The 23393-nt window shown below is 34.8% G+C and carries 28 protein-coding genes and 1 pseudogene; 20 read left to right on the forward strand and 9 right to left on the reverse strand.

What is annotated here, in order from left to right:
* The first annotated feature begins 215 nt into the window (after nucleotides 1-215).
* The 3 genes from ACQVV1_RS13730 (at nucleotide 216) to ACQVV1_RS13740 (ending at nucleotide 3329) form a co-directional block, all read left to right on the forward strand.
* Nucleotides 216-701: a hypothetical protein gene (locus ACQVV1_RS13730; protein ID WP_000068322.1), complete on the forward strand. Its 486-nt coding sequence runs from the start codon at nucleotides 216-218 to the stop codon at nucleotides 699-701.
* A gap of 124 nt (nucleotides 702-825) precedes the next feature.
* Nucleotides 826-1734, forward strand: a complete 909-nt coding sequence (locus ACQVV1_RS13735; RefSeq protein WP_000075958.1) for a chemotaxis protein — start codon at nucleotides 826-828, stop codon at nucleotides 1732-1734.
* Between the two features lie 647 nt (nucleotides 1735-2381).
* Entirely contained in the window at nucleotides 2382-3329 is a 948-nt protein-coding gene (locus ACQVV1_RS13740) for a DNA-binding domain-containing protein (protein WP_431169012.1), read from the forward strand.
* A 94-nt stretch (nucleotides 3330-3423) separates the two neighbouring features.
* Here ACQVV1_RS13740 and ACQVV1_RS13745 read toward each other — a convergent pair whose 3' ends face one another.
* On the reverse strand, nucleotides 3424-4224 hold the full coding sequence (locus ACQVV1_RS13745; protein WP_431168985.1) for a flagellin N-terminal helical domain-containing protein: 801 nt from the start codon (nucleotides 4222-4224) through the stop codon (nucleotides 3424-3426).
* Nucleotides 4225-4462: 238 nt separating this feature from the next.
* Nucleotides 4463-5662 (reverse strand): flagellin N-terminal helical domain-containing protein, encoded by a 1200-nt coding sequence (locus ACQVV1_RS13750; RefSeq protein ID WP_431168986.1) that lies wholly within the window; start codon nucleotides 5660-5662, stop codon nucleotides 4463-4465.
* Nucleotides 5663-5918: 256 nt separating this feature from the next.
* Between ACQVV1_RS13750 and ACQVV1_RS13755 the strand changes: the two genes are divergently transcribed.
* The 17 genes from ACQVV1_RS13755 (at nucleotide 5919) to ACQVV1_RS13835 (ending at nucleotide 18759) form a co-directional block, all read left to right on the forward strand.
* Nucleotides 5919-6704, forward strand: coding sequence for a transglycosylase SLT domain-containing protein (locus tag ACQVV1_RS13755; RefSeq protein ID WP_431168987.1), 786 nt, complete (start codon nucleotides 5919-5921; stop codon nucleotides 6702-6704).
* Between the two features lie 62 nt (nucleotides 6705-6766).
* A complete protein-coding gene (locus ACQVV1_RS13760; protein WP_000775712.1) occupies nucleotides 6767-6991 on the forward strand; it encodes a flagellar motor switch protein FliN in 225 nt (74 codons plus the stop codon).
* A gap of 14 nt (nucleotides 6992-7005) precedes the next feature.
* Nucleotides 7006-7992: a flagellar motor switch protein FliM gene (gene fliM / locus ACQVV1_RS13765; protein WP_431168988.1), complete on the forward strand. Its 987-nt coding sequence runs from the start codon at nucleotides 7006-7008 to the stop codon at nucleotides 7990-7992.
* A 10-nt stretch (nucleotides 7993-8002) separates the two neighbouring features.
* Entirely contained in the window at nucleotides 8003-8362 is a 360-nt protein-coding gene (gene fliN, locus ACQVV1_RS13770; protein WP_431168989.1) for a flagellar motor switch protein FliN, read from the forward strand.
* A 12-nt stretch (nucleotides 8363-8374) separates the two neighbouring features.
* On the forward strand, nucleotides 8375-8695 hold the full coding sequence (locus ACQVV1_RS13775) for a hypothetical protein (RefSeq protein WP_000121176.1): 321 nt from the start codon (nucleotides 8375-8377) through the stop codon (nucleotides 8693-8695).
* Nucleotides 8692-9450: a flagellar type III secretion system pore protein FliP gene (locus tag ACQVV1_RS13780; RefSeq protein WP_431168990.1), complete on the forward strand. Its 759-nt coding sequence runs from the start codon at nucleotides 8692-8694 to the stop codon at nucleotides 9448-9450. Before ACQVV1_RS13775 ends, ACQVV1_RS13780 begins: the two co-directional genes overlap by 4 nt.
* A gap of 33 nt (nucleotides 9451-9483) precedes the next feature.
* Complete coding sequence (locus ACQVV1_RS13785; protein ID WP_001098085.1) at nucleotides 9484-9759, forward strand: flagellar biosynthetic protein FliQ; 276 nt, start codon at nucleotides 9484-9486, stop codon at nucleotides 9757-9759.
* Between the two features lie 15 nt (nucleotides 9760-9774).
* The gene (locus tag ACQVV1_RS13790; protein WP_001055718.1) at nucleotides 9775-10536 is read left to right on the forward strand and encodes a flagellar biosynthetic protein FliR; all 762 of its coding nucleotides are present in this window, start codon (nucleotides 9775-9777) and stop codon (nucleotides 10534-10536) included.
* A gap of 10 nt (nucleotides 10537-10546) precedes the next feature.
* Nucleotides 10547-11593 (forward strand): flagellar type III secretion system protein FlhB, encoded by a 1047-nt coding sequence (gene flhB, locus ACQVV1_RS13795; RefSeq protein WP_001040116.1) that lies wholly within the window; start codon nucleotides 10547-10549, stop codon nucleotides 11591-11593.
* 23 nt (nucleotides 11594-11616) lie between these two features.
* Nucleotides 11617-13683 carry a flagellar biosynthesis protein FlhA gene (flhA, locus tag ACQVV1_RS13800; RefSeq protein WP_242251292.1) on the forward strand — a complete coding sequence of 689 codons (2067 nt, stop codon included), beginning with the start codon at nucleotides 11617-11619 and terminating at the stop codon, nucleotides 13681-13683.
* Nucleotides 13684-13697: 14 nt separating this feature from the next.
* Nucleotides 13698-15008 carry a flagellar biosynthesis GTPase FlhF gene (flhF, locus tag ACQVV1_RS13805; protein WP_242251293.1) on the forward strand — a complete coding sequence of 437 codons (1311 nt, stop codon included), beginning with the start codon at nucleotides 13698-13700 and terminating at the stop codon, nucleotides 15006-15008.
* Between the two features lie 42 nt (nucleotides 15009-15050).
* The gene (locus ACQVV1_RS13810; protein ID WP_098265038.1) at nucleotides 15051-15824 is read left to right on the forward strand and encodes a flagellar basal-body rod protein FlgG; all 774 of its coding nucleotides are present in this window, start codon (nucleotides 15051-15053) and stop codon (nucleotides 15822-15824) included.
* A gap of 117 nt (nucleotides 15825-15941) precedes the next feature.
* Nucleotides 15942-16652, forward strand: a complete 711-nt coding sequence (locus ACQVV1_RS13815) for an alanyl-tRNA editing protein (protein WP_242251294.1) — start codon at nucleotides 15942-15944, stop codon at nucleotides 16650-16652.
* Nucleotides 16653-16669: 17 nt separating this feature from the next.
* Nucleotides 16670-17506 carry a TrmB family transcriptional regulator gene (locus ACQVV1_RS13820; protein ID WP_098198743.1) on the forward strand — a complete coding sequence of 279 codons (837 nt, stop codon included), beginning with the start codon at nucleotides 16670-16672 and terminating at the stop codon, nucleotides 17504-17506.
* Complete coding sequence (locus ACQVV1_RS13825) at nucleotides 17499-18224, forward strand: AzlC family ABC transporter permease (protein WP_242251295.1); 726 nt, start codon at nucleotides 17499-17501, stop codon at nucleotides 18222-18224. Before ACQVV1_RS13820 ends, ACQVV1_RS13825 begins: the two co-directional genes overlap by 8 nt.
* Nucleotides 18215-18526, forward strand: a complete 312-nt coding sequence (locus tag ACQVV1_RS13830; RefSeq protein WP_063224061.1) for an AzlD domain-containing protein — start codon at nucleotides 18215-18217, stop codon at nucleotides 18524-18526. Before ACQVV1_RS13825 ends, ACQVV1_RS13830 begins: the two co-directional genes overlap by 10 nt.
* A 62-nt stretch (nucleotides 18527-18588) precedes the next feature.
* Nucleotides 18589-18759 (forward strand): DUF3951 domain-containing protein, encoded by a 171-nt coding sequence (locus ACQVV1_RS13835; protein WP_063224060.1) that lies wholly within the window; start codon nucleotides 18589-18591, stop codon nucleotides 18757-18759.
* A 191-nt stretch (nucleotides 18760-18950) separates the two neighbouring features.
* Here the strand turns inward: ACQVV1_RS13835 and ACQVV1_RS13840 are convergent, their stop codons facing one another.
* From ACQVV1_RS13840 to ACQVV1_RS13870, 7 genes and pseudogenes are all read right to left on the reverse strand, one after another.
* The gene (locus tag ACQVV1_RS13840; RefSeq protein WP_063224059.1) at nucleotides 18951-19538 is read right to left on the reverse strand and encodes a VanZ family protein; all 588 of its coding nucleotides are present in this window, start codon (nucleotides 19536-19538) and stop codon (nucleotides 18951-18953) included.
* 32 nt (nucleotides 19539-19570) lie between these two features.
* Complete coding sequence (locus ACQVV1_RS13845; protein WP_242251296.1) at nucleotides 19571-19981, reverse strand: hypothetical protein; 411 nt, start codon at nucleotides 19979-19981, stop codon at nucleotides 19571-19573.
* Nucleotides 19982-20375: 394 nt separating this feature from the next.
* Nucleotides 20376-20734 (reverse strand): annotated as a pseudogene (locus ACQVV1_RS13850) (hypothetical protein).
* An 11-nt stretch (nucleotides 20735-20745) separates the two neighbouring features.
* Nucleotides 20746-21339, reverse strand: coding sequence for a dienelactone hydrolase family protein (locus ACQVV1_RS13855; RefSeq protein ID WP_242251297.1), 594 nt, complete (start codon nucleotides 21337-21339; stop codon nucleotides 20746-20748).
* Nucleotides 21340-21341: 2 nt separating this feature from the next.
* Nucleotides 21342-21677, reverse strand: coding sequence for an antibiotic biosynthesis monooxygenase family protein (locus ACQVV1_RS13860; protein ID WP_242251298.1), 336 nt, complete (start codon nucleotides 21675-21677; stop codon nucleotides 21342-21344).
* A gap of 185 nt (nucleotides 21678-21862) precedes the next feature.
* Entirely contained in the window at nucleotides 21863-22042 is a 180-nt protein-coding gene (locus tag ACQVV1_RS13865) for an H-type small acid-soluble spore protein (RefSeq protein WP_001025736.1), read from the reverse strand.
* 66 nt (nucleotides 22043-22108) lie between these two features.
* Nucleotides 22109-23320 carry a helix-turn-helix domain-containing protein gene (locus ACQVV1_RS13870; protein ID WP_242251299.1) on the reverse strand — a complete coding sequence of 404 codons (1212 nt, stop codon included), beginning with the start codon at nucleotides 23318-23320 and terminating at the stop codon, nucleotides 22109-22111.
* Nucleotides 23321-23393: the final 73 nt, after the last annotated feature.

The raw sequence follows: 23393 nt of genomic DNA on the forward strand, positions 1-23393 counted from the left end.
TATGTGGTAGCGGTCAGTGCCTATTTGGGTGCTCGACCGATGTGTAAGGACAGAGATATGGAGAGCTACTAGAGTAGTTTGAGAAGTTGTAAGTGAAGTGTAGTTGCAAAAATGGATCTATGGAAGGTTACTGGGATGGTTAATCGTTTTATGGCAAACCAGTGCCTTTCAATAGTATGTGACGATAGATTTCTATAAAAGGAGAGGTGAGGAGGATGGCGCAAAATAAGTATCGCGTTACATTCATTTCGCCAAGTGAGGTTGAGCAGCGGACTGTAATGGCGGCGAGTAGTTTGCCAGATTTAATTCGTAAAGTAGAGAGTATTATTGCAGATCCGAACGGTTATTTTGTAAATGATAAAAAAAATAATTGCTATTTTAAAGTGATTAAAGAAAATGTTACGTTTATTCAATATGAGTTACTGTTTTCGGATAAGGAAATTCATATTGAAAAATTAAAACATATAGCACCATCTATATTGAAACAATTATTTAAAAAAATAAATGATCCAGAATTATATGCACTTGCGCTACTTGATGTTGATATAGCGACGAAAGAATATGTGCTAGAAGAAATGGATTCGGAGCTAAGAATAAGGGTAGAAACGGAGCTTTCGAAAAAGTGGGAAGCAATGCCGACAGAAATTGTAGGAGCACAAGAAGTGTTATTAGAGGCACTTGCTTCGTTTATACAAGATTAATTGTCTTTTTAAATAAATGAATCGTCCAACTATCTATATTTTTTATATAGATAGTTGACTTTTTCTCTTTTATAAAGCTTAATAATTAGATATACGGAATTAACGGAAGGGGAGCGACACCTTTATGTCACAAGCACAAAGTATTTTATTAGAAAGCGGAACAAATGAATTAGAGATTGTTACATATACTGTTGGTGAAAACCTATTTAGTATTAACGTAATGAAAGTACGTGAAATCATTAATCCATTCCCTGTTACAACTGTGCCAGAATCTCATCATGCAGTTGAAGGTGTTGTACAAGTACGTGGTGAAATTTTACCTGTTATTAACTTAGCGACAGCTCTTAATTTAAAATCGACAAAGCCACTTGATCAAACGAAATTTATTATCTCTGAATTAAACCAAATGAAAGTTATTTTCCGTGTTGATGAAGTGCATCGTATTCAACGTATTTCTTGGGAACAAATTGATGAACCAGCTTCATTGTCTATGGGACTAGAAGAAACGACATCTGGTATTGTAAAACTGGATGGGCAAATCATTTTGCTATTAGATTATGAAAAAATTGTATGTGAAATTAGTGGTACTGGTTATGACAATAAATCACTTGCAGGTTTAGAACAGAAAACAGATCGAGCTGAAAAAGTGATTTATATTGCAGAAGATTCAGCAATGCTCCGCCAAATATTAGAAGAAACATTATCATCAGCTGGATATACGAAAATGAATTTCTTCAGCAATGGTGCAGAAGCATTAGCACAAATTGAAAAACTAGCGAAAGAGCAAGGGGAAAAAATGTTTGAGCATATTCACTTGCTAATTACTGATATTGAAATGCCGAAAATGGACGGACACCATTTAACGAAAGTGGTTAAAGATAGTGAAGTAATGAATCGTTTACCGGTCATTATTTTCTCTTCATTAATTACAAATGAATTATTCCATAAAGGCGAAGCTGTAGGGGCAAATGCTCAAGTAAGTAAGCCAGATATTCAAGAGTTAATTGGTTTAGTTGATAAGTTAGTGCTGTAAAAAACGTTTTGAAAAGCTTTTTTTAGCTGGAATAGAAGCTCTAACCATGCGTAGAGCGGTCAGTGCCAAATAGAGCCCTATGCGATGTGAGACCAGATATATGGAGTGGTTTTAGGTCAGTAGAAGAAAAGAGCCTTTAATTGAGGGTTTGAAGAACTGATATACAACTCTATTTTTTTAGTAGGGAGGAGGGAACTAGCCACGTATAAGTAGTACTGGCTAGTTCCTTTTTTATTCTATACTCTGCTGTACAGGTAGAAAGATTAAACGTTTCTGGAGTGTTTGTGGCTGTATGAATAGTCTCTACTTCGAGATTTTCAATTCGTTTAATGAATAAATAGCGGACTTGTTTATTTGAAAATATAAGAGAGCGTACGTTTGGAATATGCTAGTAAGTTTGCGTAGTAACGCAAACTTTTTCGGTGAAAATACATCCGAAATACCATATAATATAATTAATATGTAATTATACATATTAATTAAAAATAATTTTTCTATTTCTATACTTTCTATACATTTTTGTATGTTTAATATTTGACAGATAATTTCGAAATGTTATAATATGGATATGAAAAAATTGCTATTTTCTGAGAAGACATGGGAGTCAGATGAGAATTGTGAAAGGATGAGGGGGAGTGACACAGATTATGTATCACCACACAGCAATCAATGTATTAAGTCTTTTACAAAACATGTCAAATAATAAAATGAACGATATGCAACTAGAAGCGGAATTTAAAAAAATAGAAAAACAATTCCAAGTAAAATATGAAGAACTAGTTGATTTATATAATAGAATGGTATTATTTCAAATAGATATAGAAAAACATGGCGGGATGGGAGCATATGAAAAATCAGCGATTACATGGCTGAAGTCTGAGCTAGAGTTACTGTACGAAGTGTATCAATTTTCCCAACGTCACGGTTTAAACATTATTAATATTTCAAAATACGTTAGTAAAAAAGAACTAAATCTTTTTCCAAAAACAGAAAGTCAATTGCAAAATACGTATTACAAATTAAAAAAATGTGAAATACCGTTTGAAAATATTGAAAAACAAAAACCAGGACGAAAGCGAAAATATACACCTGTAAAAGAACCGATTGTTGAGATGAAAAAAGAAAACAAGCAAGAGTTAAGAGAAGAAGTTCAAAATACAGAGAATGAAAAAAGCCTTGTAACAGTTATATCTGGTATTGTTGATAATTTTGAAACGATAAGCCATTGTAGTGAAAGAAAAGAGCATGAACTACATCAGTTTATGGAAGGAATCTATAAGCTTTCTAGCATGGCTGCAGAGCGTTCAAAAGATGAAAAGAATGCTCGTGGTCTCGAAGGCGAATTACATGTATTACGAGCTGAAAATGAAAGGATCAAGCGAGAAAAGGAAGAGCTTGTTCATGATATAAAAGAAATGACGCATCATTTAATTCATTTCATTACGAGTTCTGATATCGATCAAATTCGCACATTGCCTTACTTCGTAAAAGAATGTAAACAAGATTTGCATAAATTAGGGTTATATAACGCACAAGACGGTAAAATGAAAATTATGGTTGATCGTAGTGGGCAGGTTATGACTGTAACGCAGTAATAAAATTTGGGTACAAAATAAAAGGGAGATACATAGTGTATATGTATTTCCCTTTTGTTTTGTATGGAATCGTTTCAAAGAAGGAAGATGATTTTTAAGATTGTAGTAGCTTGGAAACCATTTGCGGTATTTGATTTGCTTGTGAAACCATACTAAGGGCAACTTCAGTTAACAATTTAAACTTTAAAAAATCGCTCATTTCCTGCGCCATATCCGCATCTTCAATTCGAGAGTCAGCATCTGTTAGGGCCATACTTTGATTATTTAAATTTTCAATATTAAACTGTAAACGATTCATCATAGCCCCAAAATCAGCACGATGAAGTGATACATTTTGTAAAGCCTCTTCAATTTTACGAATCGCCGCTTTTGCTTCTTGTTCTGTTGAAATCTTGATGTCATGTTGTGTAGGGGAAGGGGGAGTATGTTTCGTCATATTTACTGTATGACCAATATCATCTAACGTAACAGGACGGTTTTCATCGTCGAATACGGATAAATCATTAAACTCAGTCGTCTCACCGATATAGCCAATTTGCTCTGTTAAAGAATGAAACTCTTTATTTAACGAATCACGGTTTTTATTTGAATTCGTATCATTAGCAGATTGAACAGCTAAATCACGCATGCGTTGCAAAACATTCGTCATAGTTTGAAGAGCCGCTTCCGCTGTCCGAAGCATTGATAGCGCATTCTCATTATTACGAATTGCCACACGCATACCACTCGCTCTCGCATGCATACGAGTTACAATCGCGACATTAGCAGGATTATCAGAAGCATTATTCAACTTCTTACCAGTCGCCAAATGCTCCATCGCCACATTCATACGCTTCTCATTCTCATAAAACGATTGCCTAGCATTCATACTCAAAACATTCGTACCAATACGCATAATAGACACTCCTTATAGATTGATATAGTTAGTGTTCTAAAGTTAATAAACGGTCATGAAAAGATAAAAAGGCTTATGCTTATTTGCTATTTTTGTTTTAGCATAAGAGGGGATCAAGATAAGCACTAACCGCTTCTATGCACCGCAGATGCTCTCTTCCATCAAAAAAGGAAGTTTTTATAAAAAATAAACCTCTCCGCAAGCAGAGAGGTTTATTCATGAAACTAACTCAAATGGCTTATTGTAATAATTTAGAAACCATTTGAGGAGTTTGGTTTGCTTGAGAAAGCATGCTGATACCAGCTTCGTTCAAGATTTTGAACTTAGTCATTTCAGACATTTCTTTCGCCATGTCAGCGTCTTCTACTTGAGAAGCAGCAGATGCCATGCTAGATGCTTGGCTCTTAAGGTTGTTCACATTAAAGTCTAGACGGTTTAATGTAGCACCTAGAGTTGCACGATTGTCAGCAACTTTTGTAAGGGCAGCATCAATTGCTGCAATTGCATCAGATGCATTTGGTTTAACAGCAGCTTTAGTAATTTCTTTATCTGCTGCAGGCTTCATTGAATCTGCAAACGTTGTTCCGATAAGTTGAGCAGCAGATAGAGTTGGAGCATTTTCATCGAAAAGATCAATCTTACCTTGTACTGTTGTAATATCTGCATCACTCATTAAAGGTTGAATATTTTTAAATGCTTCTTTGAACTCTTTAACAGCATCCTTGATAGCATTATCTGAGCTACCTGTACCAGCCTGAGGTTGTCCATTATTATCTAAAGTAGGCCCTGTTAAATCTGCTAAAGCTTGTTTTGCGTTTGTAAATCTTTCAAGGTCGCCTTTTGCAGAAGCCATTTGTTCAGCAGTTATTTTAGAAGTTTCGTTTTTACCTGCAATTGGTGTTGTGCCACTAATTGTCAGTGTATTGATTTCTAGTGCTTTAGTAGAAGTATTGGATAAATTAATATTAATTTGTTTGCTAGTATCGGCATTATCTAACGTTTGAACTGCGATAGATTTGTTAGAACCATCAAGTAACTTTTTGTCATTAAACTCAGTATTTTTAGAGATATAATCAATTTGTTCTTTCAATGCGTTAAATTCTTTATCTAATGCTGCTTGGTTTTTATCTGTATTTGTGCCGTTTGCAGATTGGTTAGCAAGGTCACGCATACGAAGTAAGATGTTAGATACTGAGTTCATTGCTGAATCAGCTGTACGGATTAAAGAAATACCGTCTTGCGTGTTGTTAGCTGCAACACCTAATCCGCTTTCACGTGCACGCATACGAGTTGCAATTGCAAGACCTGCTGCATCGTCAGAAGCGTTGTTGATACGTTTACCGCTTGATAAACGGTCCATAGCAGTACTCATTTTAGCTTGGTTTTGGCGCATGTACTCTTGCGTACGCATGCTATTAATGTTTGTATTAATTCTCATGTTAAGAACCCCCATTTTTTTATATTGACTTTTCTGCAAATTGAAAAACGGTAATATGCGAAAAAATCAATTTCGAGATTTATTGTAATCCCTGTCATAGCGGGTGTCAACTAAAAATTCGAATTAATAAATATAAAAAAATAACAGTTTAACAATATATTCATTTTTTTATTACATAATTATTAAAAGGATTATTGCAAACTTTAAAAAAAAACTCTAATATTAGATTATCTTTGTTTACCGAAAAGGTGATATTATGATAGTTGGAAATATAGTAAAAGAAGTGCTTGCATATAAGAAAGGACAAATTCAGCAAAAGCTAAGTAGTCCACAAGCATTCGTTAGTAGTCGTTTTCAAGAGAAGTTGCAGAGTGAACCTGCGAATGAGACGAAGGGTACTACGCAGCCGGCAAAGGTAGAGGATATGAGTCAGCCGGTACAATCTACGAAAATAGAAACGGTCGTACATAAACCGGAACAATCTATTAATAAAGTAGAGGAAGCAAGTAAGCCTGAAGAAAAGACTGAAACGAAGAACGTAGATGAAGTGCAAGTCGCACAAAAAGAGTTTGAACGACGTTTCCCAGAAACGAAAAATGAGGCTGCTGATACGTGGGAATTAACGAAGAAGTATAATATTCAAAAAATACGTTCTTCCAATGAAGGGAAGTATGAGGATATTATTGATAGAGTCAGTCGTACATACGGAATTCCGAAAACGTTAATTCAAAAAATGATTGAAGTAGAGTCTAATTTTAATCCGAAAACGGTGTCACATGCAGGTGCGATGGGTCTTATGCAGCTTATGCCAGCGAATGTGAAAGAGATGGGTATAAAAAATCCATTTTCACCAGCTGAAAGTATTGAGGGCGGTGTGAAAGAGTTAAGCGGTTATTTAAAGAAAAATAACGGCGACTTAGTATTGGCACTTGCTTCTTATAATGCTGGCCCTGGAAATGTGAGAAAGTACGGAGGCGTACCACCATTTAAAGAAACGCAAGGATATATTAAAAAAATATTAAATATCGACGTTTCAAAATAAGAAGTTTCATATATAGAGAGAACATGAAATTTTCGTGAACATGATATGGGAGTTGGCTAGATTTGAAATTACAAGATGATATTCCGTTAACAATTTATTTTGAAATCGGAAATACGAAAAAGAAAATTGAAGATTTGCTTCATATTACGAAAGGTACATTGTATCGTCTTGAAAATTCAACGAAAAATACGGTACGTCTTATGCTTGAGAATGAAGAGATTGGAACCGGAAAGATTTTGACGAAAAACGGGAAGATGTACGTTGAAATCGTTGAATTGAAAAGGTAGGGAAGGGGATTGTCATGAGTGGCGAAAAATTAAGCCAAGAGCAAATTGATGCCCTGCTGAAGGCGGTAAATGAAGGCGAGGAAATGCCAGCTTTCGCACAAGAAGCAGGAAAGCAAGATAAATTTCAAGAGTATGATTTTAATAGACCGGAGAAGTTCGGTGTTGAGCATTTACGTAGCTTGCAAGCAATTGCTTCTACATTTGGTAAACAGACGTCACAGACGTTGTCAGCGCGTATGCGTATTCCGATTGAGTTAGAGCCTTCAACGGTTGAGCAAGTTCCATTTACGAGTGAGTATGTGGAGAAAATGCCGAAAGATTACTATTTATATTGCGTTATTGATCTTGGCCTTCCAGAGCTTGGAGAAATTGTTATTGAGATTGATTTAGCGTTCGTTATTTATATTCATGAATGTTGGCTTGGCGGGGATAGTAAGCGTAACTTTACGATGCGCAGACCACTTACCGCATTTGAGTTTTTAACACTGGATAATATTTTTATGCTCCTTTGTAAAAATTTAGAGCAATCATTTGAAAGCGTTGTTGCGATTGAACCAAAATTTGTAACGACGGAGACAGACCCGAATGCATTAAAGATTACGACAGCAAGCGATATTATTTCATTATTGAATGTAAATATGAAAACAGAGTTTTGGGATACGACGGTGCGCATCGGAATTCCATTCTTATCTGTTGAAGAAATTATGGATAAGTTAACATCTGAAAATATTGTCGAACATTCTTCGGATAAACGTAAAAAGTATACGTCTGAAGTGGAAGTGAAAGTAAATCAAGTGTATAAACCTGTTCACGTTGCAATTGGCGAGCAAAAGATGACAATGGGTGACATTGAACAAATTGAAGAAGGCGATATTATTCCGCTCCATACGAAAGTTTCGGAGGAATTACTTGGTTATGTAGATGGAAAGCATAAATTTAATTGTTTTATTGGAAAAGATGGAACGCGTAAGGCGCTCTTATTTAAAAGTTTTGTAGAGTAGGAGGATCCATATGAAGCATGAAGTATCTCCTGTGTCATTAATGGGATTAGAAGATTTTGTAGGAAAGCGAAATGAAGCAAGTAAAGCACATATTGATACTGTTTCAGATATTTCGATTGAACTTGGTGTAAAGCTTGGGAAATCATCTATTACGCTCGGTGATGTGAAGCAATTAAAAGTTGGCGATGTTCTTGAAGTAGAGAAAAATTTAGGACATAAAGTAGATGTATATTTAAGTAATATGAAAGTCGGCATTGGGGAAGCGATCGTAATGGACGAAAAGTTCGGTATTATCATTTCTGAAATTGAAGCTGACAAGAAGCAAGCCGCGCTTATGAAAGCGCAAAGTCAAATGCAAGATAAAGAGTAGAGGAGGAGTCATATGTCGTATATGACGACCTTATTTCAAGTCGTTTTACTGTTTGGTGCGCTCGGCTACGGTGCATACTATATGACGAAAAAGACGCGCAAGCAGCAGTTTTTTAAACAAGGTGAAAATGGCCATATTCAAGTGAAAGACGGTGTGTATTTAAATCATCAAACGAGCGCCTTTTTATTTGAAGTAGACGGCAAGCAAGTGTTCACTGTTATTAGTAATAACGGTGTACAATCTGTGCAATTAACAGGAACAGGAAATCAGTTTCAACAAGCGCTAGAAGACGCGGTGAAGAGTGAAACGAAAAAAGTAGAGGATCCATCATGAGAATAAAGAAACAGTTATCAATATTAGCCGTTATTTTCGTATTTTCTATCGTTTTTTCAATTATTTTTGTAAATCCAGCGTATGCAGCCCAAAACGGTTTTATTAATTTCGAAAATGGAAAAGAGTTTACGAGTAATTCAAGTGTACAGTTATTTGCGCTCGTTACCCTTTTATCATTATCTTCATCTATCGTTCTATTATTTACACATTTTACTTATTTTATGATCGTTCTTGGAATTACACGTCAAGGACTTGGGGTAATGAATTTACCACCGAACCAAGTGCTCGTTGGACTTGCCTTATTTTTATCACTCTTTACGATGCAGCCTGTTCTTGGGCAGCTAAAGAGCGATGTGTGGGATCCGATGACGAAAGAGAAAATAACAGTAAGTCAAGCTGCGGAAACGACAGCTCCGATTATGAAAGAGTATATGTCAAAGCATACATATAAGCATGATTTAAAAATGATGCTGAAAGTACGCGGAGAAGAGTTGCCGAAAGATTTAAAAGATCTTTCCTTATTTACGCTCGTACCATCCTTTACGTTAACGCAAATCCAAAAAGGGTTGTTGACGGGGATGTTCATCTATTTAGCGTTTGTATTTATAGATTTGATTATTAGTACACTGTTAATGTACCTTGGGATGATGATGGTACCGCCGATGATTTTAAGTTTACCGTTTAAAATACTCGTTTTCGTATATTTAGGTGGATATACAAAAATCGTCGACATTATGTTTAAAACGGTCGCCTGAAGTGTTTGATGCTATGTGATAGGAGTCATATAAATGAATACGTCACCAATTATAGATATTTTTCAAACCTTTTTTTATAAAGGGGTTATGATTTTAATGCCGGTTGCCGGCGTAAGTATGATTGTCGTTATTATTATTGCTGTCATTATGGCAATGATGCAAATTCAAGAACAAACGTTGACGTTTTTACCGAAGATGGCGAGTATTGTACTCGTTATTATCATTTTAGGTCCGTGGATGTTTCAAGAGTTAACGACGCTTATTTTAGATTTATTCGATAAAATTCCATCGCTATTGCGTTCGTACTAAGATAGGTGGACTGAAATGAATATGGAATTATGGGCGGCGACGTTTTTTGCGTTTTGCCGCATTACTTCATTTTTATATTTTTTACCGTTTTTCTCAGGTCGATCCATTCCAGCAATGGCGAAGGTTACAGTTGGACTTGCTCTTTCGATTACTGTTGCTGATCAAGTTGATGTCTCGCACATAAAGACAGTTTGGGACGTTGCAGCTTATGCAGGAACGCAAATTGTAATTGGATTATCACTTTCAAAAATTGTAGAAATGCTGTGGAACATTCCGAAAATGGCTGGGCATATTTTAGACTTTGATATCGGTTTATCACAGGCAAGTTTGTTTGATGTAAATGCAGGTTCACAGTCTACTTTACTATCAACCATTTTTGATATATTTTTTCTCATTATTTTTATTTCACTTGGCGGCATTAATTATTTCGTTGCCACGATTTTAAAGTCGTTTCAATATACAGAGGCGATTTCAAAATTGCTGACGACTAGTTTCTTAGATAGTCTACTCGCAACGTTATTATTTGCGATCACATCAGCGGTTGAAATTGCTCTTCCGCTAATGGGAAGTTTGTTCATCATTAACTTTGTTTTAATTTTAATCGCAAAAAACGCTCCGCAATTAAACGTTTTTATGAATGCATATGTAATTAAAATTACGTGTGGTATTTTGTTTATTGCGATGAGTGTACCGATGCTCGGTTATGTGTTTAAAAATATGACGGATGTATTACTTGAAGAATATACGAAACTATTTAACTTTTTCTTAACGAAGTAGGGGGACGCGCATGGCAAAGGATAATAAAACAGAAAAGGCCACCCCGCAGAAGCGTAAGAAATCGCGTGAAGAAGGGAATATTGCCCGGAGTAAAGATTTAAATAATTTATTTTCCATACTTGTATTAGCAGTTGTCGTTTACTTTTTCGGAGATTGGCTCGGTTATGAGATTGCCAATTCCGTCGCCGTGTTGTTTGATCAAATTGGAAAAAATACAGATTCAACCGAGTATTTTTATTTAATGGGGATTTTACTACTGAAAGTATCGGCTCCAATATTAATACTCGTATACGCTTTTCATTTATTTAATTATATGATTCAAGTCGGTTTCTTATTTTCTTCTAAAGTCATTAAGCCGAAAGCGTCACGTATTAATCCAAAAAACTATTTTACGAGATTGTTTAGTCGTAAAAGTTTAGTAGATATTTTGAAATCACTGTTTTATATGGGATTAATCGGTTACGTTGCTTACGTTCTCTTTAAAAAGAATTTAGAGAAAATCGTAAGTATGATTGGATTTAACTGGACTGCGTCACTTACTGAAATTATTAGGCAAATTAAATTTATTTTCTTAGCAATTTTAATTATTTTAATCGTTCTTTCTATTATTGATTTTATTTATCAAAAATGGGAGTATGAACAAGATATTAAGATGAAAAAAGAAGAAGTAAAACAAGAGCATAAAGATAATGAAGGAGACCCACAAGTAAAGGGGAAACGAAAAAACTTTATGCATGCGATTTTGCAAGGAACAATTGCGAAGAAGATGGATGGTGCAACGTTTATTGTAAACAACCCGACTCATATTTCGGTCGTACTTCGTTACAATAAACAAGTTGATGCAGCTCCAATTGTCGTTGCAAAAGGGGAAGATGAGCTCGCATTATATATACGAACGCTTGCCCGTGAACAAGAAATACCAATGGTGGAAAACCGTCCGCTTGCTCGTTCTTTATATTATCAAGTCGAGGAAGATGAGACGATTCCAGAAGATTTATACGTAGCTGTAATTGAAGTTATGCGCTATTTAATTCAAACGAATGAACTTGAAGTATAATAGCGCGGTTGGAGGAGATCTCTTTGTTTAAGATAGATTCTGCAAGAACCTATTTTTCTATCTTTTTAGCAGCGTCATTCGTAGTGGCGCTCTTAATTCCACTTCCACCATTTATACTTGATATCATTATCGTTTTTCTACTAAGCATGTCAGTGCTTATTTATATGCGAGCGACAAGTATTAATGAGTGGGATGAATTAAAGTCATTTCCGACGATGTTGTTATTAATCGGGATTTTCCGCGTATCGATTAACGTATCGACGACGCGAGCGATTTTGACAGATGGAAATGCTGGTCATGTTATTGAAGAGTTCGGCCAGTTCGTAATTGGCGGGAACTTATTAATTGGTATCGTTATTTTTACAGTATTAATTATATTCCAGTTTATCGTTGCAAACGGTGCATCTCGTACAGCTGAAGTTGCAGCTCGTTTTACACTTGATTCTTTACCAGGGAAACAAATGTCGATCGATGCGGATTTAAACCAGCGTATTATTACAGAAAAAGATGCACAGGCGAAACGAAAAAAATTAAATATGGAAACAGAGTTTTACGGAGCTATGGATGGTGCCGGGAAGTTCATTAAAGGGGACGTTATTTTCGGGATCGTTATTTTATTCGTAAACATTATTTTTGGTTTAATTGTCGGTATGATGCAACAGGGAATGAGCTTTGCAGAAGCAGCTATTCACTATACACAGTTAACTGTCGGTGACGGAATCGTAAACCAAATTGGTTCATTAATGCTTGCGATTTCAACAGGTATTATCGTAACGCGTGTATTTGACGGTTCACCGGATACAGTAACAGAAGGTATCTTTAAAGAGTTATTAGCGCATGAAGTTGTTGTATATGCACTTGGTGGTTTATTTATCGCAATGGGTATTTTTACTCCGCTACCGTTTCTACCATTCGCACTCGTTGGTGGAACAATTATCTTCTTAGGAATTCGTAATAAAAATCGAATAAAGAAAGAAAAAGAAGACGAGCTTCAAAAAGAAATAGAAATGATTCAAGGCGAAGATGAGCAACTGCAACAAGTGGAAGATTCATTTGGAGTATTTACAGATAAATATCCAATTATTGTAGAACTCGGCTTAGATTTAGCAGCACTTGTAAAGCAGAAAATTAACGGGGAAACAGCTCGTGATAAAGTTGTTCTTATGAGGAAGTCGATTATTACCGACCTTGGTATTAATGTTCCTGGAATTAACTTTAAAGATAATACGAGTTTTAGACCACGCGGACGTTACATTATTCGTATTAAAGGCGCGAAGGCAGCTGAAGGTGTTTTAAAATCAGGTTACTTATTAGCACTGAAAACCCCGAATGTAATGGCCGATTTAGATGCAGAACCAGCGAAAGATCCGATTTTTGGTGAAGATGGATATTGGATTTTAGAGCATATGGTACAAGATGCACAAATGAAAGGCTATCAAGTATTAGAGCCACTTAGCATATTAATTACGCATTTAGATGTTGTCGTTAGACGTAATCTTCATGAATTAATTCAGCGTCAACATGTAAAAGACTTAATTAACTCACTTGAAAATGATAACGGCGTTTTATTAGAAGAAATTAAGAAGAAAGAAATCGATTTATCACTCGTTCAAAATGTTATTAAACAACTGCTAAAAGAAGGTATTTCTATTCGTGATTTACCAACGATTATCGAAGGTATTATTGACGGAAAAGAAATTTATCAAAATCATGTTGACGGTGTAACGTCATTCGTCCGTGAATGTATTTCAAAAGTTATTTGTGAAAATGCGAAAAATCCTGACGGTAAAATATATGCGGCGCTCTTCTCAGATTCAATTGAGTTAGATGCAGACGTTGTGAACAATTCTTATCAAGGTTATTTATTAAACTGGGATTTAGATTTAGAAACGCGAGTCGTTGAGCAAGTACAGCGTGTCTTTAAACAAGCTCGTTTAATGGGAAGAGAACCAGTGCTATTAACGCGTAGAAAAGATTTCAGATTTGCTATAGTAAGACTTCTTGAGCGTTATCAAGTAGAAGCACAAGTGCTTTGTATTAGCGAATTAGCACCAGAAATTGTTGTAGATCAAATTGCCTATATTGAATAGTAGGGGGTGAAGTAATGGAAAGTACAGAAAAGAAAGAAGCGTTAATGCGAATAAAAGCAGCTTCGAAAAATGAATTGTATCGAAAGTTATTTGACCAATATGGTACAGATTATTATTACGTTGTCGATGAAAGTGTAAAACGAAATATCCCGTTTTTTTGGAAAAAGAATTATGAAATGTTAGTTGCTTTTCCAGAGGATAAACAGGAAGAAGTGAACGAGGGTACAGCTCAATTTCATGAACAATTAATGGATGTTGTGAATGATCCTTCAGAACAAATCATGAAGGCGAACGGAATTCAATCGGTACTGCACAATTTAGAAAACGTGACGACTCCTATGTCATATGCGGCGATGCAAACAGGAAATAGTGAAGAATGGGCAAGAAAGAAAGAGAAACTATTAAAGCTGTTTGAAAAAGGAATCGTCGTTGTGAAACAGACAGAAGAAACGAAAGTAACGAAAAAGCAAAAAGCTGTGAAAAAAGTCGTTCCCGTCAAGAAAGAAGAAGTGGTTGTAAAAAAAGAAAAACAAGAATCTGTACCGTTTATTATTCAAAAAGTAATTCGGATGCTAGAGCAAAACGATGTAGAACAATACTTCATTCATGCATATGCTGAAAAGTTAAAAGTGAAATTTGAGAATGCAACGATGATTACAGAGGAAGATGTGATCGGGTATATATTGGAAGATATGAGATCTCATTTCAATACGGAAAACGTATTTGAAAAAGAAGTGCAAACAATTGCTTTAATTGGACCAACTGGTGTTGGGAAAACGACGACACTTGCGAAAATGGCATGGCAATTTCACGGTAAGAAAAAAACGGTTGGTTTTATTACGACAGATCATTCGCGCATTGGAACAGTTCAGCAACTGCAAGATTACGTAAAGACAATTGGATTTGAAGTAATTGCGGTACGTGATGAAGCTGCAATGACAAGAGCGCTTACGTATTTTAAAGAAGAAGCGCGCGTCGATTATATTTTAATTGATACAGCTGGAAAAAATTATCGTGCGTCAGAAACAGTGGAAGAAATGATTGAAACGATGGGACAAGTAGAGCCAGATTATATTTGTTTAACGTTATCAGCTTCGATGAAAAGTAAAGATATGATTGAAATCATTACGAACTTTAAAGATATTCATATTGATGGTATCGTATTTACGAAATTTGATGAAACAGCAAGTAGTGGTGAATTATTGAAAATTCCAGCAGTATCATCAGCTCCCATTGTATTAATGACAGACGGACAAGACGTAAAGAAAAACATACATATCGCTACAGCGGAACATTTAGCAAAACAAATGTTACAAACATCATAGAAAAGAGGTGAAGGATAAGGCAACTGCCTTATTCAAACGAGTATGAACGGTCTTTATATAGGTTCTATGGGTATGATGAATTACATGCAGCGTATTAATGTTCATTCGAATAACGTTGCAAATGCTCAAACGACAGGATTTAAAGCAGAAAATATGACTTCTAAAGTATTTGATGTACAAGACACATATCGCCGCGGAGATGGTGCTGTGACAAATATCGGTTCGGTCGATTATGCTGTCGTACCAGCTGCGACGCATGTGAACTTAGTACAAGGAAATATACAAATGACAAATAGTGCTACAGATTTCCTTTTAGATGACGGAACTGCTGGCACAGCTTCGTTTTTCGTTACATCTAAAAATAATGAAACGTTTTTAACGAGAGACGGCAGTTTTACATTAAATAGTGATCGTTATTTACAAACAACTTCGGGTGCTTTCGTAATGGGTGAGAATAATGAACGTATTCGTATTCCAGAAGGAGCAAAGGTAGCTGTACAAGCAGACGGTACTTTATATGATGCAGTGACGCAAAATAATATTGCTCGCCTGCAAACAAAAACAGTAGGTGCAGAAGCGAATAATCGTCTTGTACAAAGAGAGAACAAAAGCTTTACTCTAGCAGAAGGGAACATTGCTGATTTACCGAACGGAGTAGGGACAGTAAAAAATTATATGCTAGAAAATTCAAATGTAGATATGACGAAAGAGATGGCTGATCTTATGACGGATCAAAAAATGATTTCAGCGTCACAACGCGTTATGACTTCATTTGATAAAATTTATGAAAAAGAAGCGAATGAAATATTGAGATAGGAGACTCCTAATAAAGGAGTCTTTTATTAATTTGAGATTTCAGAATTATCAATTGACTTTGCGGAGCTTCTTTTTTATATTAGTAGGTATAACTATAACTACTAAAGAGGTGAGAGTATGACAACGGCATTATATTTAGAAGATGCATACAAAACGAGTTGCGAAACAGAAGTGATAAAAGTAGAAGGGAATAAAGTATTTGTAAAAGAAACAGTTTTTTATCCAACTGGTGGGGGGCAGGAATGTGATACGGGTGTCATTGTACAAGATGGGTCTGTATTTAAAGTTGAAAAAGTAAAAAAGGAGCAGGGAGGAATAGTTCACTATATAAAAGATGGAGCACAAGTAAAATTAGGTCCTGTTAAATTAGAGATTAATTGGGAAAGACGTCATAATTTAATGGGCCATCATTCTTTACTGCATCTTATCGGAGCTGTCGTTTATGAAAAGTATGGAGCTCTATGCACTGGAAATCAAATTTATCCTGACAAAGCACGTATCGATTTTAATGAGTTACAAGAGTTATCGAGCGTGGAAGTAGAAGGAATTGTTAAGGAAGTGAATAAACTTATTGAACAAAATAAAGAAATTTCTACTCGTTATATGAGCCGCGAAGAAGCAGAAAATGCTGTAGGAATGATTAAAACAGCAATAAACCTCCTGCCAACTACTATCCAAGAAATACGCATTGTTACCATTGAAAATTTAGATGAACAAGCTTGTGGAGGCACACATGTGAAAAATACGAGTGAAATAGGAACACTTGTTATTGATAAAGTAAAAAGTAAAGGGAAACAAAATCGTCGTTTTGAAGTTAGAGCGATTTAGATTGTGAGGGGTTACCGATGGATGAAATTATAAAGGAATTACAAAAGCTGGGGTTTTCCCAGTACGAATGTAAAGCGTATATTGGACTACTAAAACATTCCCCAGTAACTGGGTATGAAGTGAGTAAACAAACAGGAGTACCTCGTTCTATGATTTACGAGGTACTCGGTAAGTTAATGGATAAAGGAGCGGTACATATTGTACCTTCTGAACCAGTTAAATATGTACCAGTACCAGCTACCGAATTAATGAATCGAATGCGAAAAGACTTTGAAAAGTCCTTTGAATTTTTAGATGAGAAATTAAATGGTTTAGAACAAGAGCGACAAATAGATGTAATTTCGCATATTCGCTCAAATGATCGTGTTTTGAAAGAAATATGCAATATAATTAATAGAGCGAAGGAAGAGTTATGGATTTCTGTATGGGAAGATCAAGTGCATGAAATTGAGCCATACATTCATCAAAAGGAAGAGGAAGGTGTACATATATTTTCAATCTTATTTGGCGCTCCCAAAACAAAAATAGGCGCGACGTTTCACCATAATTATATGACGCCTCACGTTGTTGAAAAGAGAATGGGTGGTCATTTAACTGTAATCGCGCGTGACGGGGAAGAAGTATTAATTGCGAATTTCTCAAATGATAGCACTTCATGGGCTGTTACAACGTATGACCCAGCACTAGTTCTCGTTGCTACCGAGTATGTTCGGCACGATATTATGGTTGAAGAAATCACGAAGGAATTTGGAGCTGATAAGTTAGATACGTTATGGCGTGAAAATATAGATTTAGTTCATGTCGTAACAGGAAAACGGACTTTGAAAGGAATGGAGGATGATAGAGATGAGTAAAGCTCAGGCACATGTAGCTTTGCAAAGCGATGATACATTTCAGCAAGGAGTAAAAGATTGTTTACCAACTGTATTTGGTTATTTAAGCATCGGTATAGCAGCTGGTGTAATTGCAAAAACAGCAGGTTTCTCCATCATTGAAATTGCGTTTATGTCCACTTTAATTTATGCAGGTTCTGCCCAATTTATATTAGCTGGTATGTATGCAGCTGGTGCTCCTGCTTCCGCAATTATTTTCACTGTATTTTTTGTTAACTTGCGCCACCTTCTTATGAGTGCTGCACTTGCGCCGTACTTTACAAAACTGCCTCTATTTAAAAACTTACTAATTGGTTCGCAAATTACAGATGAAACGTTCGGTGTTGCAGTGCAGCATGCAGCGCAAAAAGGATATTTAGGTGAAAGATGGATGATTGGACTTAATGTAACAGCATATTTAAATTGGATACTTGCTACTATTATCGGGGGGCTGTTTGGCGAGTGGATACCAGACCCGCATACGTACGGAATGGATTATGCATTACCAGCGATGTTTATCGGGTTATTTGTACTTCAGCTCATAAGTAGTAAACCGAAACTGGCAATTCATCTTACTGTTGCAATTGTAGCGATTATAATTGCGTACGTTTCAAACTTATTTATGCCAGATAGTATAGCGGTTATTATCGCAACATTACTAGCTGCGACGATTGGAGTGGTGATTGAAAAATGGAAATGAGATTAGACGTATTATTACTTTTATTAGCAGCCGGTGCTGTCACACTCGTGCCACGTATTTTACCTCTACTCGTATTTAGCAAACTTCAAATTCCAGACTGGGGTTTAAAATGGTTAAATTACATACCAATTGCGATACTAGCAGCACTTTTAGCACAAGTTTTATTTATGTATGAGACGATGCAGTGGGATTACCTTATCGCAGCAATTCCAACATTTCTTGTCGCAATATATACTCGCAGTCTATTAGGTACAGTATTAACTGGCGTGATTGTGATTATTTTGTTACGTTTCTTTTTCTAAAAAGGATTCAGCTCATATAATAGCGAAAAGTGTAATTACATGAAAGATATAGGGGTGGTGTTATGATACTTTTAACGATAGGAGCAATTTTGTTAACGTTGTTTATTTTCTTTATTATCGGTTTTATTACATTTATGATGTTTGTTGATAGGGCAACACCTCAAATTTATTATACACCTTGTGAATCAGTGACAGTGAAATCTAAAGGTAAACATAGAAGGAAGAAAAGTTGAAAGTTGACTTTTCTTCCTTCTTTACTATTTGGCTGGTTATTGCTTATGCTTTATATTTTATAATTCCATGTATGATGCAATATAAAAAGATAGAGAGATGTTCCAAAGATAGCTGAGTAACTATTTTTGGAACATCCATTTTTGTCCGCGGTGTATAAATACTTGTGTTTGTATTAATTTTAAAGACCAAATTATATAGACCGGTCGTTCGTTTCATAAATATACCTTAAAAAAGAATTCAATTTAATATCAAATTTGTGTATAAATGCTCTATACACAAGGGTAAAACCTTTTGATATACTGTATCCTAAAATGACACCCATACAATTAAATATTACATCGTTTATATCGACATATCGAAAAGTGAATCCGGCATAAAGTGCTGATAAAAGTTGTAAAGTTTCTAATAAGACTCCTAATACAATCCCTAATAAAACAACATGTTTGAAATTCGTCTTTTTTATATAAGGAAAACCAAAGCCAAAAGGAATTGTTAGTAGTATATTAAGTATTGATGTTGTTATAGCAAAATGTTCCGTGTTAAATGGTATAAAATTAGCATCTCTCCATACATTTTGTCCAATTTCTTTTTTCATATTTTCATCTATAATAATTGGGAATTGGGTATAATTAAATACCATACAAAGGTACAAATAAAATATTGAGAAAAATAGTAAGTGCATGTTTCTCTTTTTTAGGTGTAACTTAAAAAAGAGAAGTAAAAATAACAACATAATAAACGCTCCAATAAGAATAAAACCATCAAAGTCAATTAGCATGTGTAAAACCCTCATAGTTTAGTGGTAATATTTTAATTAGATATTTTCCCATTCCCTCGTATATTTTGTCCATCGTCATTTGTTTTCCAAATAAATAAGTAGTATTCATTTGAATTTGTATCAACATTATATGCACCAGAGAAAGATTTATTTATGCCGCCATTAACTGTTCCATAACTAGGATCCGAACCCCATGCAGATCTATACAGAGTATAATTTACATCGTAAGGTCCCGCAGCTCCTCCATCAGTAGAATATACATATGCACTCCCATTGATATATACACTACCTTTAGAAAGTGTGTGAAATTGTTTGTTTTTACTACCATCTACCACTCGATAGTCCATTTTAAAACTGTAACTACTAGATGCTGCTAATGTTGGTATAGCGAAACATGTCATTAAAGTTAAGGCAGTGATAATAGAAAAAATTTTTGTCTTCATATGTTTCTCCCTGTTAATTTATTGTTGAGAGGACTTCTCAATAAAGAGGATAATCTATTTAATTGAACACGTAAATAATAAAGTATAAAGATTAATAATTTTTTACATTGGTTTTACGATCATTAAGAAAATGCCATATAGTTTCAATTTATTTAAAAGAAGAGAGTTCAATTGTTAAAAAATAATTAGAGAATTGATTAAAACTGGTATGATTATACGACTTCAAAAATATATTGAGGAGAATGAAGCGGCCGGGCAGTTCTTTAGTACTATGGATTTAATAATCACATTAAGATTAAGGGGAAATTAAAAGACCCAAACTTGATATTATACCAAGTTCAGGTCAAAGCTGTTAATGAAAGAAAGTAATTAGGTCTTTACTCCCATTTTATAGTCACATCCCCGAAAGAACTAACAAAAACAGCCCAAATATAAAACTCATAAAGGAAAGAAAACCAATACATATGGAGAACACACGACTATTTCTCCATTCACGCCAGAAAGTTATAAAACCTAAAATACAAAGGGAAAACCAAATGGGCAAGAATATGAACTCGCTAACTTTCTCAGGGAGTAACGCATAAAAAGTTGATAAATATAAGATCCAATTTGTAAAAAATAAAATGTAAACGATAATAGATTGTAAGTAGGGACGTTTGGAAAACTCCCCTTTTTTACGGTTACAAAAATGATAGTTAGCGCTGAGAAAAAGGTAATGAATATGAAAATAAGTAAGAGTAATGTAAACGGCATTTAAATCTCCTTTATAAGATTGTTTTGACAAGAAATGAATCTATTAAATGGTATGCTTGTTTTGTAGAGTGCACGTTATATTTTTCAGTGTACGGATTTAGAAAACCATGTTCACCGTGTAGTTGTGTTATTTCTAATAAAGGATTCTTTTGTTGCTGCAATGTTTGGATTAAAGAGGATACTGAAAAACTCGATTCTTTTTCAGGGAATATAAGTAATGTAGCGCATGTAGGTTTTATGTGAACATAGTCGCGTATACGAGAACCGTAACATCCGATAATAAAATCTATTTTCGGATTGTTACTACATAGCCATGAGATGGTAGCTCCAACGCTAAAGCCGATAAGTCCAATATGTGTATAATTACTTGAAAGAGTATTGATGAATTCTTCAATTTTGTATTTCCCATCATCAAACCCAATATGATTTACAAAATGTTCATATGCTTTTTCTTCATCACTATAAAGAAATGCGTGTTGTGATTGTAGAAGGTTAGGACAGAATACATCTATATGAGATGAAGTGAAGTGGTGGGTAACGTGATGCATATGGTCGTTCATACCATATATTTCATGAACAACAACGAGAGCTAATTTTTTCTTCATCGTTACAATGTACCTCTATGAAACTTAAATTCTTTCTCAACAAGGCAGATGCGCAGGTGGAAGTTTTCGTACCATTGCTCACGGCCTCTTTTTTTCGCTTCTTTATGTAAGGCGTTCTGTTTCCAATTTTCAATTGCCTCAAGTGATTCCCAATAAGAAATTGTGATTCCAAGTCCTGAATGATCTCGCGCACTTTCTACACCTAGAAATCCAGGTTGCTGCTTTGCAAGTTCCTCCATTTTGTCGGCAACGTTACTATAATCTGTTGTATTATTTGATAAATTAGAAGTGAATATAACTGCATAATAAGACTTGTTTTTTTCTAAATTAGATGCCATTATTTTTCCCCCTTAATGTATAGTGTGAATGATTAATCCATAGTTTGTATTTTAGCAGGTCACAAAAAGAAAAGAAGTAGAAAATTCTTATTTTTTTAGCTCCTGTAAAATAGAAGATAGAAGAAATTTATAATAAGTAATCTAAAGGAAGAAAAATGCCACTTCAAAAGTCGAAGTGGCATTTTTTATATTTCCTCTAAGCTATTAACTGGAACAGTTAATTCGCGTTTTGGATTTGTTACTTCATATATGCGGGCGGTTTCGTTGCTTTCATCGACGTGTTGAATCATAACAGGCATGCCTTGAAAACTGACATTGGCTTCTTCAGATGACTCGGAAAGCTCTTTTGCGCGTTGTATATTCATTTATATTCCTCCCATCATTATTATCTTTGCAAAAAAGGAGGAATAATATACCATTTCGAGACATTTTTAAAGTTTTTGTATTATTTGTAATGTTTCTTTAATAAATGAAGAGAAGATGGAATCAGGATAGCCATCTATCGCTTGAACTGCTTTTTTTGCTTCTTTCAAGGCAGATTTTTTATCTTGAAGTTCTATATAGCAAAGAGCACGATAAGATCCAGCTGTTAATAACCACGATTGATCAAGTGGATGACTCATATAATCTGGTATGGTAGCGTGTTTTAATGTTTCCAAAGCCTCCTTATAATGTTTTAAGCCATACAAAGATTTTCCTTTTTCAAGATAATGCAGTCCATCGTCTTGAAAAATGGGGTCATCTTTTAGTTTTTCTCGGAATTGTTCTAGGTGTTCCAATGCGATTGTATATTCATTCGTAACGGTGTTATAGTAATAAGCTTTTAATATATCTATATTTGCAGCAGATAAAGTATCTTCTGTAAAAATGGCAAATTGCTCAGATTTTTTTATGTAATATAAATATCTTTCTTTATCAGTTGTAATGATTTTTTGATAAGATAAAATACGGTAAAATTCATCTGTTTTATAATACACTTGATGTTTTTTTGAAAATGCAAGTGCATCTAAAATGACTTTTTCACATTTTTCATAATTACCATATGCGAGTAAAATAATTGCTTCTTTTAAATATAATTGTATATGTGTAATAAGATCCATTTCTAAATTCTTCGTTTTATATTCATCGCGAATTCTGGTAATCAACTGTAAACATTCTTTATATTTTTTCCGTTTGTAGAGCATATAGTAAAACAGTAGTTTCGTTTCAGTACTTTCGCGATACAAAGTATATTTTTCAAATATAAAAACAGCTTTTTCAACGTAATATTCAATATTATAATCGTTCATAATAGCCGCTCCAGTTATGAACTGTTTATATAAACGTGCTGTATTTAAAGTAAGAGGTAGTTCTTTTTGAACGATAGGTAGTAAAGTCTCATATACTTCATCGCATTTATTTGCTTTTATTAATGGCTCCATTTTTTGAATGAGTGCTACAATTTCTACATCATCTTCTAATAAAAAACTCGTTTCACATTCAAGTTTTTCTGCAATATATTGTAATGTTTTCATAGAAGGTGTAGCTTTTCCATTTTCAATTTGACTAAGCATGCTTTTTGTCAATTCGGAACCTGCCAGTGCTGTTTGAGTAAGCTTTTTTTCTTTTCGCAATGCCTTAATTTTTTCTCCGAGAGTTGCCATATTGTAGCTCCTTTATAATTAAAAAAGTTAAATACAATTAAACTTTTTGTTGTAATAATTGGAAAGTTGATTA

It is taken from the genome of Bacillus basilensis (assembly GCF_050630465.1).
Taxonomy (GTDB): domain Bacteria; phylum Bacillota; class Bacilli; order Bacillales; family Bacillaceae_G; genus Bacillus_A; species Bacillus_A basilensis.